The following is a 15,273-nucleotide window of genomic DNA, read 5'->3' as shown; positions in this document are numbered from 1 at the left end:
GTTTATCGGGGAAAGTATCCCTCGACTTATCGGGACTAATTGGTCAGTGTAGTGGGTTTTTCTACGGATGCAACCACTCCTGTCAATTTTTTTTAATAGACCCTCTATTCATTCATATTTTTGTAGGTTGCCACAGCGGAGGGCGAGATCCGATTGAGGTAGCGGAAAATCCAATATTTAAACACCGTGTCCAAAATCACGGGAAATGTAGCAATGAATAGGAAAATAAAGTCACGATTGGCAGGGAATCCCAGGTGACGTGACATCCCTTCTAACAAAACTTCCCAGCCGTGGGGGGAGTGAAATCCTACAAATATATCGGTAAAAAGAATGATGATAAAGGCCTTGGCACTGTCGCTGAGGCCATAAACAATTTCATCAATAAAGGCCTTGAGTGTGGCTACCTGACGTTTACAGGTGCTCAGGAGTATGGAAAATGCCAGCACAGCAAAAATATCAGCAAAGACATTTTTGACTGAATCAGCACTGCGTTCACGATACTCTTCTTCAATGTCCAGGGCTTTGTCTAGTACCCGTTCTTCTAACTGGGTTTCACTTAAAGCCGCGACTTTACCCAAAATCACCTCAAACCGCAGCCGTTCTTCAAACTGCTGCAGCTCATGTAGGGCTTCTTCCTCCATTTCATCGTTGAGAAATACTTCGGCTTCGGTGGTTTCACGCGCATAGTCCACTACCGGCCCGACGATAAAATGCTTGGTCAACTGCTGGGTCAATAAAGGCACAATCACCAGCAGCAGTACAAATCTCAAGGCAAGTTTGGTCTTCCCCTGGGATTTGCGGAAGCTGCGCATAACATCTGCTTCCGCCTTGGGATCGAGATCTTGTTTCACTCGATCAACCGTACGCAAAATCGAGCGGGGTAACACACTGCTGCGGGCCGCTAAACCGGCTCGATTTTTAGCGGATTTGCCGTTGCCATTCTTGGTATTGGTTTGAGGGGCATTGAGCTGACCAGGAGTGTTGATGGCGGCAGGCGCACTGGATAAATTGTTGTAGCGTTCTAGAATCTCATCAATAAACCGTAGTTTTTTGAATATGATCGCGGACTGATCAATCAGATCGAGGGTATATTCATCTTGCTGATCGTCGTAGGACTGCACTTCCATTTGCCGCCCTGGTGACAGACTGGAGCGGGACGCTTCAAACACCTCCATTCGCTGTCTGATCACAACAATGTTACGTTCAACCTCTCCCTGAATATAGCGGTAAGCACTATCCCCATACTCACTATTCTCTGGACAAATCGATTGACCATCAAAATAGTCGTCTTCTAATTTTTTAATGGCTAAAGCAGCTTCGTATGCCTGCTCAAGTGATTGGTCAGGGGAGTTAAAGAGCCATTGCCCTGGGTTGCGAAAAAATGCCCGAAGCTGCATGGATATACATAGTGCGCTGGAATGCCAGAACTATAGTATCAAGTCCAGACGAGTGGGGATGGGTCGTCGGCCATCAGTCGGGCGCTGACCGGGAGAAAATATGCCAGGACTGATCCAGACGGGTAATTTGTCCTAAAGGTGCTACCGTTTGCACGGTAGTGCTGGTGGCTATTTGACGTAACAGACCTATGGCTGGCTGCTGACTTTGGGCAATGACGTTGTAATCAGCGATGCTCCGCAGGTTCAAAAGGGTGACCAGCAGCAGCGCTAGCAGTGCCGCCCCATTGAGAAGACGCGGAGAACGGACAGTAAAGGACTGATATTTGAAGGGTTTGGTAAAGTTACCGGCAAAGCGACGATTGTTGGCAATGGTTTCGTAAAGGCGGGTGCCCAGGGCCATCAGGGGCGGTACACGTAATACGTTAGCTAACGGATAAAATATCGGTGAGAGACTAACGACATAGGCAATGCCACGCCACTTGTAATGGTGTTTACCTTGCCAATCGACAATCACCCAAGAGTTCTGGGTTTCCATGGCTGTCTGAATTACCGGATCGCTCTGGGCAATTTGCAAGGGGACTCGCTGCGGTAATACCAAAAAGGTACGGAGCAGATGCACGACTTTTTTGCAAAAACCGCACTCGGCATCGTAGTAGATTTTTAGCCCTAGCTGTTTGGGGGTAAATGCTCGCTCCGCCCAACCATCCCACACCGATGAGGGGATAAACGCTAACCAGGTAAAACAACTGATAATCGGTAGCAGCCCCAGATTTAAGGTGAATGCCCCCAGGATATGAAAAAGCATAAACAGCACCACTACCAGCAGCCGACAGAGGTCTGTCTTAATTGGGCTCCATAGCAACAACGGTCCCACCCATGCCAGCACCGTGGCTATGACTGCCCCACTGCTGAGGGTTGGCGATAGGGCGGAAGCTATGTAGATGTAGCATTGCTGGGCCATTAATCCGAGGGTGGCCCCGGTGAGGATACGTTTTGGCTGGGGCTGTGGGGATATATTTAATGCCTGATCCACTGAGTAGCAGCTGCCTAAGGGTAAAAATATCCCCCAGAAAACCATGGCCCGCAGGACGTCATCGGCGGCTCCTATGACCAGGGGGTTACGGTTGTGTAACGAGATCAGCATTAGCCAGCTGATCAGCGTGGCCCAGCGGGTGCGGTAACCGATCAGCATTAGGAAAGCGCTCAAGGCTGCGATCGCAAAACATACCACCTGCCAGCCAACGGCCCCACTCCAGGCATGAATTGACCAATAGCCTGGCAACCATAGTTCTCCCAAAGCACTCCGGGGCAGCCCCCCCTGATCGCTATAGTTGAGCGTCAAAGTCCCTAGACGCCATCCCAAATCGACCAGCATCACCCCTGCCAATCCCACACGCAACAGCGCCAAAGAGCGCAGATCAAGGCCATAACGAGGTTCAAGTGATTTTAGCCAGGAAGCAAACATGACACCAAAAATGAAGAAGGTCTCTATGGAGCAGTTAAGTTATTTTCTCCGAAACGGCCAAATCGCGCGACCCAGCTGCCGCAGAGCCCGACGAGCCACCTTAAGTCGATGATGATTAGTCGGTAAGCGATGAATATATACAGCCCGACGGATGAAGCCGCCCAGTTTACCTCCCAGGCTAATGCCAAAACTCCATACCCCTCCAGTTCCTTTTCCCAGGGCCAGCATGTCGCCCAGATGGAGGTATCGAAACGGCTGAGGCTGCCGCTGTCGAGTCATATTCGCCAAATTACTAGCAACCGTAGCAGCGGCTTGATAAGCGGCCTGGGCCGTATTGGGAATCAACTGCTGGGGAGCTGCCACATCACCGACCACAAAAACATTGAAGTAGTCTTCTAGCTGTAGCGTAGAACGCACCAAAACTTGCCCACGGTCATTAGTACTCACTGGTGTGCCCAACCATGGCACCGGCTCAGCACCTGTAGCCCATAACGTTAGATGACTGGGGAGCTCCACATGATCTAACTGCACCGTCTGGGGACCTACTTGGTTCACCTGAGTTTGTAAGTAAAGCTCTACATTACGTTGCTTGAGAGCAATCATTGCCTGACGCTGCAACCCTGGCGGAAAAGGTTTAAGAATTTGATTACCCCGATCCACTAACCGCACCTGTGCTTGCCCCCCCAGGCGATCGGCTACCTTAGTCGCTAGCTCAACTCCGCTGGCCCCAGCACCAATCACAGTAACGGCCACCGGTTGTGACGTTTGAGCCAGATGGTCGAGCCGCGCTTTAACCGTAATCACATCCTCCAGGCTACGGAACGTCATCCCATGCTGATTGATGCCGGGTATCGGCAGCTGTCGGGTTTGAGCACCGGTCGCCACCACTAAATAATCATAGTGAAAACTATCGCCCTGACACAGGGTAACTCGCTGTCGTTCTAAGTCAATATGGTCGGCCCGATCTTGCTGCCACTGAATGTTAGTCCCCATCAGTAGATTCTGATAGGTGGGTGCCACTTCCCACAGCAGTAACTCCTCGGTCAGCACTTCGTATAGTAACGGAGTAAATAGAAAGCGATCGCGAGGTTCAATCAGCCTGATGGAACACTGTTTAAGATGACGATATTTTTGCAAATATAACGCCGTATACAAACCGCCAAATCCACCACCAACAATCACAATGCGCGGGCGATAGGCGGCTGGACGCTCTAGAGAAAAAGTCTGCGTAGGAGATTGGGTCATATTAACTATTTACCAATAGCAATCGCCGATAGCAATTATTTTGAGTGGCCACCCCCAAACACCCTGTTTTGTCCATTGTGACAACCCCACTGCAAAAGTGTCGCCCACCCAGAAGCAAAATTATGTTTGCCAGCGACCACCGCAAACTATTGATGGAGTCCTACAGACGGCTGACAGAAAAGCCGGATTCAACAACAAAATTTGATTCAACAAAACGGCTTATGGGACACACACGATTAAGATGAGGAGAGCCCCATGGAGGTATCTGGCGGTCCCACAACAGCGATGACACAGCATCCCAAAAACTATCTTGACCGTGGCCCATGGGTACCAGCCACCGCTGATTGCTACCAAACCCTTGCTCCAAGCACCTTAGACCTCTGGCGCATCTCCCTAGAGCAACCAGCCCAGATAGATATCCTGTCAGAGGATGAACTAGATCGTCTCAATCGCTATCGTTTTGCGGCGGATCGACGCAAATTTGCGGTAGCTCGCAGTAGTCTGCGCCAGATTCTAGCCAGGTATATGCAAACAAATCCTGCCGACCTGATTTTTGACTACGGCCCCTATGGCAAACCCTCACTACACAACGAGAACTCGCTACAGTTCAACCTCTCCCATTCCGGTGAATATGCTCTGTGTGGGGTGGCCACACAGGTGGTCGGTGTGGATATTGAGCAACTACGTTCGATGGAGCGTTTGGATGGCTTGATTAAACGATGCTTAGCCCCCACTGAACAGCAGGCACTCGCCAGTGTCCCATCAGTCCAACAAAGTGCAGGATTTTTAAGATATTGGACTTGCAAAGAAGCCTATCTCAAGGCCACTGGGCAAGGTATCAGTGAATCCTTAACAGCTATCGAAGTGGAGCTAGAGCCCCAACCACGATTGAAAGGACCGCAACAACCCTGGCAGCTGCAGGTATTCACTCCTTGTAAAGGCTACACAGCCGCCACGGTGGTCCCAACAGGAATCACCCACACACGACTTTGGACCTATAAAACGTCGCTGTAGCCGATATTGGCTAAATTTAGGTAGCAGACCAGGGGCTAGTCAGAACACTTTAGAGCCTTGCAAAGCTTTTCTTCCAGCCTCTTTTTCCAGCCTCCGTTCTCATGCCTCCGTCCTCATGCCTCCGTCCTTCTCTACACCAGGACTGAAGGCACAGTTGATTGGGGAATAGTGCCTTCAAGGCAGACGCCATGCCAGTTAACACCGTGCAAAATGGCCCCAGTCAGATCCGCACCACTCAAATCCGCATGGGATAGATCCGCACCACTCAAGTCTGCAAAGCAAAGTTTTGCCCCCTGCAGGTTTGCCCCTTGTAAATTAGCCTGTCTAAAATCACTCAACCGTAAATCAGCCTGCTGGAAGCACGCTTCAGTCAAGTTGGCAAAGGTCAAACAACTACGCAATACCAATGCTCGACACAGATCGGCCTGATGCAAATTGATCCAGCTCAAATGAGCCCGCCAGACCATTGCGCCCACCAGCGTAGCCTGCTCTAAATTAGCCTGACTCAAGTTCGCCCACGTCAAGTCAGCACAGTTCAAACAAATACTATTCAGGTTGACTTCAGGCAGCTGAGCTTCTCGCAGATCGGCCCGTTCAAACTGCCGCTGACCGATGCTATAGCGTTTGATTAAATGAGATGCTTCCACAAATAACTCCCTAATCACTAGTACAGGGTCAGACAGGATTGCATCGACCGCCGATAGCTCTATCCACCAGCACACTGGGATGCTAGTTGATAAGAATCTAGGATTTGTAAACTTATATTAATGTGAACTAATGTAACAACTTATGGGGTGTTCTGCAAGCTTTGATGGCCGCCGGGATTTTTCCAGGTAAATCATGAAATATCGATATAGCAGCCGGGTAGCCTGGGTTTGCAGTTTTTATCAGCAGTGCTCTACTCCAACCTCAATATCCTGTAAGAAATCTCAGGGGTCAGGTGGGAGGGTTTGTAGCAATCCGTGGTAACAATAGCGAAAAGATTAGAGGTCACCGAAATAGTCCATGGTTAAGCAGTGGTTGTGGGGCTCACTTTTAGGATTAACGATGGTTTTGCCTGGGACAATTGCCCTGGCCCAGACTGAAGCTCAGCCTGCGTTGGAAGATGCCTATACCAGGGCGATGAATTTAGGCTACTCCTATGCCAATCAGTTTGATTATCAAACGGCGCTGATTAATTTTCGTCGGGCATTAGAAGAACGACCTGATGATGTCTATGCGACCAATGCGATCGCAAACATGGAGTTTTACATCAAACGCAATCGTGTTCTTGCCCTGCAGGCTGAAGTTAATACCCTGCAGGCCCGCTTAAACCTGGCAGCTCAAGCCAAAGACTGGGTTTGTGTGATGGCGACCGTCGATGAACTCATTCCCTATGCCGAAGGCCTAGAAAGAGAACGCCTCACCGGCTACCGGAGTCAGCTAACCGGCGTCCTCGACTCCCGCACAGACATCGACTCCTGGTCCACAGTGTGCAGTCCTGATAGTCCTCTGCGATAAAGCACTTCCAGCCGAGTATCAAGCCCACCCCCAAGAACAGCTTAAAATTCGGATAGCTTACCATCACGGGCTAAAGTCTTACCCGTCAGGGCAGCTTCCACAAATTGTTTAGGTGGGTCAATATAGCGGCCATCGAGCTTGACCCTAAAGTCATAATGCTCACCTGAACCCAGGCCGCTATTGCCCGTTAAAGCGATCACCTCACCACTGGTGAATTTACCGGAGCGGCATTCATTTTCCAGTAAATGCAGCGATTGAAAGACCAACTGCGGATAAGACTCTGTGGTTTGTTCTGCCACCCAGCCACCACCGTCCACATCCCACCAGCACTCCACAGTCACCTGATCGCCCGTCACCCCCACCGCATACACCGGGGTGCCCGAGGGTGTGGCCAGGTCGACACCATCGTGAGGCACATTCGCGGCTCCTGTTACCGGATGCACTGGACGAATACGCATGTGATCGGTCACGTCATACCCTGCGATCGTATCCCCAGTTTTTAATGTGAGCGCCCCCTCAAGATCAACCGTGGCTTTAGGCGAACCCGATAAACGCAGGTCTAGAACATAGAGAATCGGCAACACAATCAAAGAAGCACAGGTGGCCGTCAGCACCAGTTTAGGTAGTTTCCCCAGGGAAAAACGAGAGCGGACCGTTTGAGGCAACCAGGCCTTAGATTGAACAGGAGATTGAGCGGGACCACTGTAGCCATCAGCCGCATCCAGGGGCCAGGCCGTTACCACCTGAGCCGACGCTGACGCGCCCTTAGTAGCACTTGCCGTAGGCACAACGTCCTGCTGACCGTCCACGGGTGGCCCCACTTCATCAGCCAGCACCACCGCTAGCTCACCGTTACCCAACTTCTCCAGCAGCTCAGAGATGCTGCCACAGCCCACAGACTGTGCCGCTGCTTTTGAGCCATGCCAGGCCCTGGCAGAAACAGTTACAGTACATCGACGCTTAGTAGGAGTTGCAGACGGAGTAACGTCATTCACGATGGGTCAGGCGTTAAAGACATTTTCTGCACCCTATCCTACTGGAATCCTGCCGGAAGACAAGGCAAAACCAGCACACAACATGCTAAGCCCCGCAACAACAGGCCCGCACAGTATAGAATAAGGCCGTCCTGCATCAGAGCCAGCCGTGAAGTCCACCGCAGATATCCGGACATTAATCCGTGAGATACCCGACTTTCCCAAACCAGGCATCCTCTTTAGAGACATTACAACTCTGCTCCAAAATGCCGATGGTCTCCGAGCAACCATTGATCTGATGGCAGAACAGGTCAGCAGCTATCAGCCAGACTGTATTGTTGGCATTGAATCTAGGGGCTTTATCTTTGGTATGCCCCTGGCCTACCAACTCGGTCTGAGTTTTATCCCCGTACGCAAACCCGGCAAACTCCCCGCTGCCGTTCATCAGATATCCTACGACTTGGAGTATGGTCAAGATAGCCTGGAGGTACATCAAGACGCTTTACACAAAAGCCATCGCCCCCTAATTGTGGACGACCTGTTAGCCACCGGCGGCACAGCCGCTGCGACCGCACAATTGATTCAGCAAACCGGCGCAACGATTGCAGGCTTTAGCTTTGTCATTGAACTCAAGGAATTAAACGGTCGCCAAAAGCTGCCCGATGGCATACCGGTTAATACGCTCCTGTCATATTGACATTACGCTAAATTTTAAGTATTTGATCGGGAGTAACCCCCAGTCAGGTTCTGGCCATAAAAACCAGTGAAAACTGCACTAATCTTATCCCTCAGCCTTTACTTACCCTTGTAATATCAAAAGCTCAACGTTACGTCCTTAATCCATATCAGAGCCTACTTTAATTGCGTTGCCAATGACTGCAGAGCCCACCTCCACCCCATCCCGTTCTCCGCTGCAAACACTGCAGATGGTATTCACCAGTGAGACGACTCTATATGTCCTCAAGCGCATTTTGCAGGCATTGTTGACCCTACTTTTAGCGTCAGCCTTTAGCTTTTTTATTATCCAGCTGGCCCCTGGAGACTTTTTAGACGCCGCCCGCCAAAATCCCCAGGTTTCTCCAGAAACCATCCAGCAATTTGAAGAACAGTTTGGGCTCAACAAACCAATTTGGCAGCAATACTTTCAGTGGCTTTACCAGGTAGTGACCAAACTCAATTTTGGCGAAAGTTTTGCTTATCAGCGGCCAGCGGTAGAAATTTTAGCAGAGCGTATCCCCAATACCCTATTACTATCCATCGCATCGATTGTTGTCACCTGGGCCATTGCCATCCCCTTAGGCATTATTGGTGCCGTTAATCACAACCAGCTCACCGATCGCATTTTGCGCGTGCTGAGCTACATCGGCCAGGGGTTTCCTGCCCTGATTACCGGTTTATTACTGTTATTTTTTGCTCAGCTGACTACTCCGCTATTTCCTGTGGGTGGCCGTACCAGTATCAACCATGACGACCTCAACTGGCTGGGTAAAGTGCTGGATGTAGGCTGGCATATGATTTTGCCGACCTTAGCTCTGAGCATCACTAGCTTTGCCGGACTACAACGTCTGATGCGGGGACAAATGCTAGATGTGCTACGTCAGGACTATATTCGCACTGCCCGCGCTAAGGGCTTGCCAGAAGATCGGGTGATTTATACCCATGCTCTGCGCAATGCCGTTAACCCATTGATTACCCTGCTAGGATTTGAGTTTGCCAGCTTACTGAGCGGTGCCTTTATCACCGAATATTTCTTTGGTTGGCCAGGGTTAGGCCGATTAACCCTACAGGCTGTGCAGTCCCAGGACCTGTATTTAATTATGGCCAGTCTAATGATGGGAGCCACTATGCTGATCATTGGTAACCTGCTAGCCGACCTGGCGCTATCCTTTGTGGACCCGCGCATCAAACTCTCAAAGATGAATTAGACCATGCAGCCGTTTAGGTCTTACAGCGGTCTACTGGTCGGGTTTATTATCTTTGGCATGGTGATTTGGTTGGCGAACCGAGTCCATGGTGAGTTAAACGATCCGGGTTTTGCTCAGACAATACTAATTGCCGTTGCCGGTTGGGCAGGCGGTTGGCTGGTCGGGTTCTTAGTGGCTCCTAATACCAGTCATGAACTCAAAAATCTCTCCCAGGCCACATCTACCATTACTGCCTTTGTCGCCGGGTTCATTTTGGCCAAAATAGAACCGTCATTTACCCCCATCTTTGCTGACGGGCAGCTGATGAATGAGCCCATCTACGGCATTCGCCTATTGATCTTCATCATCTGCTTCGTAGTGGCCGCTATTAACATGTACGTATTCCGCGAATTCAACGGGCGCTATTGAGCAACCTTAAGTACGCTGTCGTTGCTCTAGAAAAATTCAGTCATAGGGTATGAGCACCACCCCTCTATGCAGGCTGAACTCCAGGTCGTCCATTTTCAACCACAAAGGAAGCTAGCGTTTGTACCGCAGATGTTGGTGACTCAATAGTGTCTACCGTGCGATAGTCCGTTTGCCAGGTGTTTGGTGTAACAGTACAGCGCACATATCCTCGATTCAGGCCATCAAAAAACTTGGTGTGTGGGTTGCCAGGTACTGCCAGCGACACAACCGCGTTTGTTTCTGCCCCATCGCCAAAGCTCGACGAAATTGACGTACCCACAAATTCGGTCCCAATAGTTGCAGAGGCCGGATTGTCAAAATCGGCTTTAATGTCGTGGACCCAGCTCGAGTGGATATCACCTGTAATCACGATGGGGTTGGACGGTCTGCGAGCCTGCAAAAATTGGATAACGCGATCGCGCTGGGCTACATATCCATCCCACTGATCCGGGTTAAAGAAATCACCTGGTAAAACCTGGGTATTACCAAAGTTAAATTGAGAGAAGATAGTTTGCTGGGCTAGCACATTCCAGCGGGTGTTTGAGCGATTTAACCCGGAAAATAGCCAGTCTTCTTGACGTTGGCCGGTCATCGTAGCGGTCTCGTTAAAGGCTTCTACACAGCGGGGACCAAACTGGTCGCCGCAGGGCTGGTCGGTGCGGTACTGCCGGGTATCGAGAATGTTAAAGGTCACCAGGTTACCAAAGCTTAATCGGCGATATAACTGGAGAAAAGCACCGCGCGAGGCAGACAGTCGCCGCAGCGGCATATGCTCATAGTAAACCTGGTAAGCAACAGCACGCCGAATGGCAAAATCTCTGGCGCTCTGTTCATCCTCAGGGACAAAGTTGGCGTAGTTGTTGTCGATTTCGTGATCATCCCAGGTAAAGGTCCATGGAAAGGCCGCATGGGTAGCCTGTAGATTTGGATCTAGGCGATAAAGGGCATAGCGATTACGATACTCTTCCAGGGTAATCACCTCGTCGCTGTTGTGCTGACGCACTGCATTCGAGCTAATCCCACCTTCGTAGATGTAATCGCCCAGATGGATCACTAAATCGAGGTCTTCTCTGGCCATATTTTGGTAGGCCGTGTAGAAGCCATTTTGGTATTCCTGACAGGAGGCAAAGGCAAACCGAAACTGATTGAGGGGTGCTCCTGGTGCGGGTGCAGTGCGCGTCCGGCCCACCGGACTCTCCTCACCACCTGCTTCAAAGCGATACCAGTAAACTCGATCGGGCTCTAGACCAGATACTTCTAGATGAACTGAGTGGCCCATCGCTGCACGAGCTACGGTAGACTCTCGCCTGACTACATTGCGTAGGGCCTCGTCAGTGGCGATGGTACAGGTGACCGTCACATTGCCAGGGGGCATGCCGCCACCGTTAAGGGGGTCGGGAGCTAGCCGTGTCCACAAGACAAAACCGTCTGGGAGTGGGTCGCCAGAGGCAACACCCAACGTAAAGGGATAGCTGGAAAACCGAGTCTGAGCTAGCACGCTGGTGTGTTGTCCCGCGAGCATGAGACCGGTAAACGCGCCCATGCCTGCTAACAGTCCACGTCGATTTAACTGGCTATACATTAGACGGTCAATGGATGAGCGTTTCATGCGGATATCCCTGGTAGATGCTTAAGTTTGAAGATGTGGCATTGCTAATCTTCGGGATGGTTTCATGGGTGAGAGGCTGTTAAATAGCGATGGCTCAGCCCATCCCCTAAATTGGCAAATGTCTGTTGAGTTATTGACGACGGCGTAGCGCCAGACCCGCGATCGCAATCAATCCTGCGAGTGCTGCTGGTTCAGGCACAGCTGTCGGCTCAGCAAATGCAACCGTGCCAGTGTTGAGTTCAAATGTGGAGAAATTATCGGTGAAAAAGCCAAACTCGCCGCTACCTAGAGGCTCTTCACGGAACTGAAAGCTTAAGCCTGAGGCAATGGCGACAGCATAATCGAGACCCACTAGCGCACCGTCTTGAAAGATTGCTAGGGGAAAGCCACTGTCGATGTCGTCGTCGTTTTCTGTATAGGTAACTGGGGTGCTTAAATCGGCTGCAACATAGTCAAATGTCAGCGAGAGCAGTCCCGAATTGGGATCAATTAGCTCCAGACCTGTGCCACTCAGTAAGTCATCATCGTAGATAACCTGTCCAGTAAAGGTATCGCCCACCAGAAAGTCACCGTTGATGATACCCACCAGAAAGTTAGTCTGAAATTGTGCCGCATTAGCGGAGGCAGTCCGTAGAAAACCTGAGCTAATTGTTGCGATCGCAGCTATCAAAACGGCCCTTTTCATGCCATAAGCTCCCAGCGTTTAAACATTACTTAATCTCTTAAGAGAAAACCGATGATGTGGCTTTAGAGAAGATTCTTCTGAACTATCTGTTGGAGTCACCCAAACGATGGCTGTAAAGGCATTACCCTCAACAGAAGTTGCTTCTAAAAAGAAACACAGGCAGGTTAAGGAGATTCAGAAATTCTGTCTAAATATAAAGCGACAATACCCTTTTCGACCGACAAATGTATGTTTGCCAAAACACATAGAAGCAAGTCATTTTTGTCCTTATTCCCGGTTGGGTGTTTGACGATTTAGCCTTGGTCAGGTCGCTGTCTAAACCTTCAAGGCTGCAGTGTATCCGTCAGACCGTTACGATAAAACAGCAGTTTTCCATCCGTACCGTATTTATGATCTGGCAAGAAGTCTCTGGTAACTGGCTTCTCGTTCCTGACCGGCCTAGGGCGATTATTCATTTTTTAGGGGGAGCTTTTATTGCAGCTGCGCCTAACCTGACCTATGGCTGGCTTTTGGAAAATTTGTCGCAGCAGGGCTACATCATTGTGGCGACGCCGTTTATTAATACGTTTGATCACGACGCGATCGCAGCAGAAGTACTCACCACCTTTGACCAGGCCATGATCTATCTGCGGCGTCAGGTGATTGGCGATCGCTATTTGCCGATCTATGGCATGGGCCACAGCATGGGGTGCAAAGTCCATTTACTGATCGCCAGTCTTTACAATGTTGATCGCGCAGGCAATATTTTGATCTCGTTTAATAATTATCCCGCCCGTAAGTCGATTCCACTGCTAGAACAATTTGTCCAGTTTGCCCCCGACTTTGATATCGAATTTACTCCCAGCCCTGGCCAGACCCTGGATTTAGTTCGCGATCGCTACACCGTGGGTCGCAACCTATTGATCAAGTTTCGCAAAGACACTATCGACCAAACCTACGATCTCAGCGACGTTCTGTTTCAGCGTTTTCCCCAGTTCACAGCCATTCAAATTCTTCAAGGCACCCACACTACGCCCGTTGCACAGGATGTTCGTTGGCAGCCAGGCAAATCGTTTACGCCCTTTGATGCCCTCGGGCAGTTTGTGAAACAAGAATTTTACAGAGATTTGGGTCAGCTCAAGGCAACGGTGCTGCAGTGGCTAGGGTAAAAATTTGGCCTAGCCCACGGCGACGTCTCTAACATTTGCTGCTAGGGTGGATAGACTCTTGCTCTGATTAGTGCCACACTATGCTGCTTCGCTTGTTGACTTTCGGTACTGCCGCTCTGCTGTTTACTTACCCCAGCCAGCTAGCTTGGGCCAATACACCTGACTTAGTTGCCCAGGCTGATGCCGAGCCTGCAAATACTGAGGATAGGAACGAAAGTTCTGATGCTGATTCTGAACCAACCCCTGAAGCATCTGATGCAGAGGAGTCACTGCCTCTAGACGAGGTGGATCAGCTGATTCTTGAAGGGCTAACCCTTTATGAACAGAACGACCTGGCAGCGGCAAGAACGACGCTAGAACAAGCACTGGCAGCGGCCCGAGCAAATGAAAATCCTGCCCAGGAGTCCTTTGCCTTGACGACGCTGGGGCTAGTGACGGTGAACCAAGGGGACTATGGGTCGGCCTCTGCCTACAGTCAGCAAGCGCTGGCTGTGCTTGAAGATGTGGATGATCCTGAATCCAAGGTGGTGGCCTTGAATGTGCTGGCCCTGGCTACCCAATCCCAGGGTGATTTTCCCAATGCGATTCGCTATGGACAGGAGGCTCTCAGACTAGCAGAAACGATTGAGTTTGACTCCGGTAAGCTCAACTCTCTGAGTATTTTGGCGACCAGCTATCGAACCCTGGGTGAATATCCCCTGGCCTTAGAGGCGACTCAATTACTATTGCCCCTGGCTCAATCGGAGCGTAATGGTCAGGCTTTGCTGAGTGCGCTGAATGTGGCCAGTTCTTCGTTGCTGGCTCTAGAAGAGTATGAAACAGCCCTGACGGCGGCTCAAGATGCGCTCACGGTTGCTACTGAATTGGATAGTCAGCCAGGGCGGGCCTTGGCACTGAGTAATGTGGGGGTGGCCCACTACCGGCTAGAGAATTTGGATGAGACCATCGAGACTCAGACTGAGGCTCTGGAACTGGCTGAGGAGATCGGCGCGTTGGATGTGCAGTTTACGGCATTGTATGTACTGGCGCTGGCCTACTATGACCAGGGAGACCTGGAGACGGCGGTTGATTTGTATCAACAACGTCTGGAACTAAGCCGTGAGTCGAATGCAGTGGGGGCTGAATTGCAATCGCTGTTGGGGTTGAGTTCAACCTATTTGGATAGCGGTCAGTATGAGGATGCGATCGCAGCGTTTGATGATCTGCTAGCTCTCTCAGAGGCGCGTAACCAGCCGCTATTTCAAAGTCTCAGTCTGTCTGGGCTGGGCTTTGCTAACGTACAGCTAGAAAACTACCCTGCGGCCCAAGGCCATCTGGAACAAGCCCTGGTGATCGCGAAAGAAATGGGCGACCTCGAAGCCGAATTCGGACTGCTAAGTTTGTTGGCTGAGGTGCATCAAGCCCAGGATGATCCGCAACAGGCAGAAGAGTACGCCGCTGAAGCCGCTGCCCTACAAGCAGAAGCAGAGGCCGCTGCTGAAGCTGCTGCTGAAGAGACCGCCACTGAGGAAACAGAAACCCCAGAATAGACAAATTAAGATGCGGTTTGCATGAGTAGCCACCCACGCAATTATGTCGGTTGCTTTACCAACCTAAATTTGTCGCATCAGTTGAAATATATTAATATTCAAAGCTGTTTGGAACGTCGTCTTCGAACAATTTTTTTGATGTCATAAACTCTTGAACATTGTGTAGGGCAGTTAGTTAGACACGGTGATTTACCAGTCGATTAGAGATAGGGTGCCTTGGGCTGCGTCCATTCCTACGACTCTCTAGCTGTCAATGGGTTGTACTTTAATCGGGGCTGAAACCAACTCAGCCTACTTTTAGCGATTCTGCCTTACCGTCGACGCACGTATTTATA

The 15,273-nt window shown here is 50.5% G+C and carries 14 protein-coding genes; 7 read left to right on the top strand and 7 right to left on the bottom strand.

The genetic code is table 11. The features are described 5' to 3' along the window. Positions 1 to 104: 104 nt before the first annotated feature. From N836_RS71225 to N836_RS71215, 3 genes are all read right to left on the bottom strand, one after another. On the bottom strand, positions 105 to 1,397 hold the full coding sequence (locus N836_RS71225; RefSeq protein WP_023076871.1) for a proton extrusion protein PcxA: 1,293 nt from the start codon (positions 1,395 to 1,397) through the stop codon (positions 105 to 107). A gap of 73 nt (positions 1,398 to 1,470) precedes the next feature. Further along, positions 1,471 to 2,862: a DCC1-like thiol-disulfide oxidoreductase family protein gene (locus N836_RS71220; RefSeq protein ID WP_023076870.1), complete on the bottom strand. Its 1,392-nt coding sequence runs from the start codon at positions 2,860 to 2,862 to the stop codon at positions 1,471 to 1,473. A gap of 39 nt (positions 2,863 to 2,901) precedes the next feature. Continuing rightward, the gene (locus N836_RS71215) at positions 2,902 to 4,107 is read right to left on the bottom strand and encodes an NAD(P)/FAD-dependent oxidoreductase (RefSeq protein WP_023076869.1); all 1,206 of its coding nucleotides are present in this window, start codon (positions 4,105 to 4,107) and stop codon (positions 2,902 to 2,904) included. 255 nt (positions 4,108 to 4,362) lie between these two features. Here N836_RS71215 and N836_RS71210 point away from each other — a divergent pair, with 255 nt between their 5' ends. Then, positions 4,363 to 5,121: a 4'-phosphopantetheinyl transferase family protein gene (locus N836_RS71210; RefSeq protein WP_023076868.1), complete on the top strand. Its 759-nt coding sequence runs from the start codon at positions 4,363 to 4,365 to the stop codon at positions 5,119 to 5,121. A 131-nt stretch (positions 5,122 to 5,252) separates the two neighbouring features. Here the strand turns inward: N836_RS71210 and N836_RS71205 are convergent, their stop codons facing one another. Further along, positions 5,253 to 5,768 (bottom strand): pentapeptide repeat-containing protein, encoded by a 516-nt coding sequence (locus N836_RS71205; RefSeq protein ID WP_161635060.1) that lies wholly within the window; start codon positions 5,766 to 5,768, stop codon positions 5,253 to 5,255. 358 nt (positions 5,769 to 6,126) lie between these two features. Between N836_RS71205 and N836_RS71200 the strand changes: the two genes are divergently transcribed. Then, on the top strand, positions 6,127 to 6,621 hold the full coding sequence (locus N836_RS71200; protein ID WP_023076866.1) for a tetratricopeptide repeat protein: 495 nt from the start codon (positions 6,127 to 6,129) through the stop codon (positions 6,619 to 6,621). Between the two features lie 41 nt (positions 6,622 to 6,662). On the opposite strand, the gene N836_RS71195 is transcribed toward N836_RS71200, so the two are convergent. Then, positions 6,663 to 7,616: a M23 family metallopeptidase gene (locus tag N836_RS71195; RefSeq protein ID WP_023076865.1), complete on the bottom strand. Its 954-nt coding sequence runs from the start codon at positions 7,614 to 7,616 to the stop codon at positions 6,663 to 6,665. A gap of 148 nt (positions 7,617 to 7,764) precedes the next feature. Between N836_RS71195 and N836_RS71190 the strand changes: the two genes are divergently transcribed. The 3 genes from N836_RS71190 (at position 7,765) to N836_RS71180 (ending at position 9,928) form a co-directional block, all read left to right on the top strand. Beyond that, the gene (locus tag N836_RS71190; protein ID WP_023076864.1) at positions 7,765 to 8,292 is read left to right on the top strand and encodes an adenine phosphoribosyltransferase; all 528 of its coding nucleotides are present in this window, start codon (positions 7,765 to 7,767) and stop codon (positions 8,290 to 8,292) included. Between the two features lie 175 nt (positions 8,293 to 8,467). Continuing rightward, positions 8,468 to 9,520, top strand: a complete 1,053-nt coding sequence (locus tag N836_RS71185; RefSeq protein WP_023076863.1) for an ABC transporter permease — start codon at positions 8,468 to 8,470, stop codon at positions 9,518 to 9,520. Positions 9,521 to 9,523: 3 nt separating this feature from the next. Then, a complete protein-coding gene (locus tag N836_RS71180; RefSeq protein WP_023076862.1) occupies positions 9,524 to 9,928 on the top strand; it encodes a hypothetical protein in 405 nt (134 codons plus the stop codon). 64 nt (positions 9,929 to 9,992) lie between these two features. Here N836_RS71180 and N836_RS71175 read toward each other — a convergent pair whose 3' ends face one another. Beyond that, a complete protein-coding gene (locus tag N836_RS71175; RefSeq protein ID WP_023076861.1) occupies positions 9,993 to 11,576 on the bottom strand; it encodes an alkaline phosphatase D family protein in 1,584 nt (527 codons plus the stop codon). A gap of 130 nt (positions 11,577 to 11,706) precedes the next feature. Further along, the gene (locus N836_RS74060; protein ID WP_023076860.1) at positions 11,707 to 12,261 is read right to left on the bottom strand and encodes a PEP-CTERM sorting domain-containing protein; all 555 of its coding nucleotides are present in this window, start codon (positions 12,259 to 12,261) and stop codon (positions 11,707 to 11,709) included. A 281-nt stretch (positions 12,262 to 12,542) separates the two neighbouring features. Between N836_RS74060 and N836_RS71165 the strand changes: the two genes are divergently transcribed. Both N836_RS71165 and N836_RS71160 read left to right on the top strand, forming a co-directional pair. Then, positions 12,543 to 13,409: a DUF1350 family protein gene (locus tag N836_RS71165; protein ID WP_327058740.1), complete on the top strand. Its 867-nt coding sequence runs from the start codon at positions 12,543 to 12,545 to the stop codon at positions 13,407 to 13,409. 80 nt (positions 13,410 to 13,489) lie between these two features. Further along, positions 13,490 to 14,938: a tetratricopeptide repeat protein gene (locus N836_RS71160; protein WP_023076858.1), complete on the top strand. Its 1,449-nt coding sequence runs from the start codon at positions 13,490 to 13,492 to the stop codon at positions 14,936 to 14,938. Positions 14,939 to 15,273 lie beyond the last annotated feature (335 nt).

It is taken from the genome of Leptolyngbya sp. Heron Island J, from assembly GCF_000482245.1.
GTDB lineage: Bacteria > Cyanobacteriota > Cyanobacteriia > Phormidesmidales > Phormidesmidaceae > Leptothoe.
Note: the sequence above shows the minus strand (reverse complement) of the source record. Positions and strands in the feature narration are given on the sequence as shown.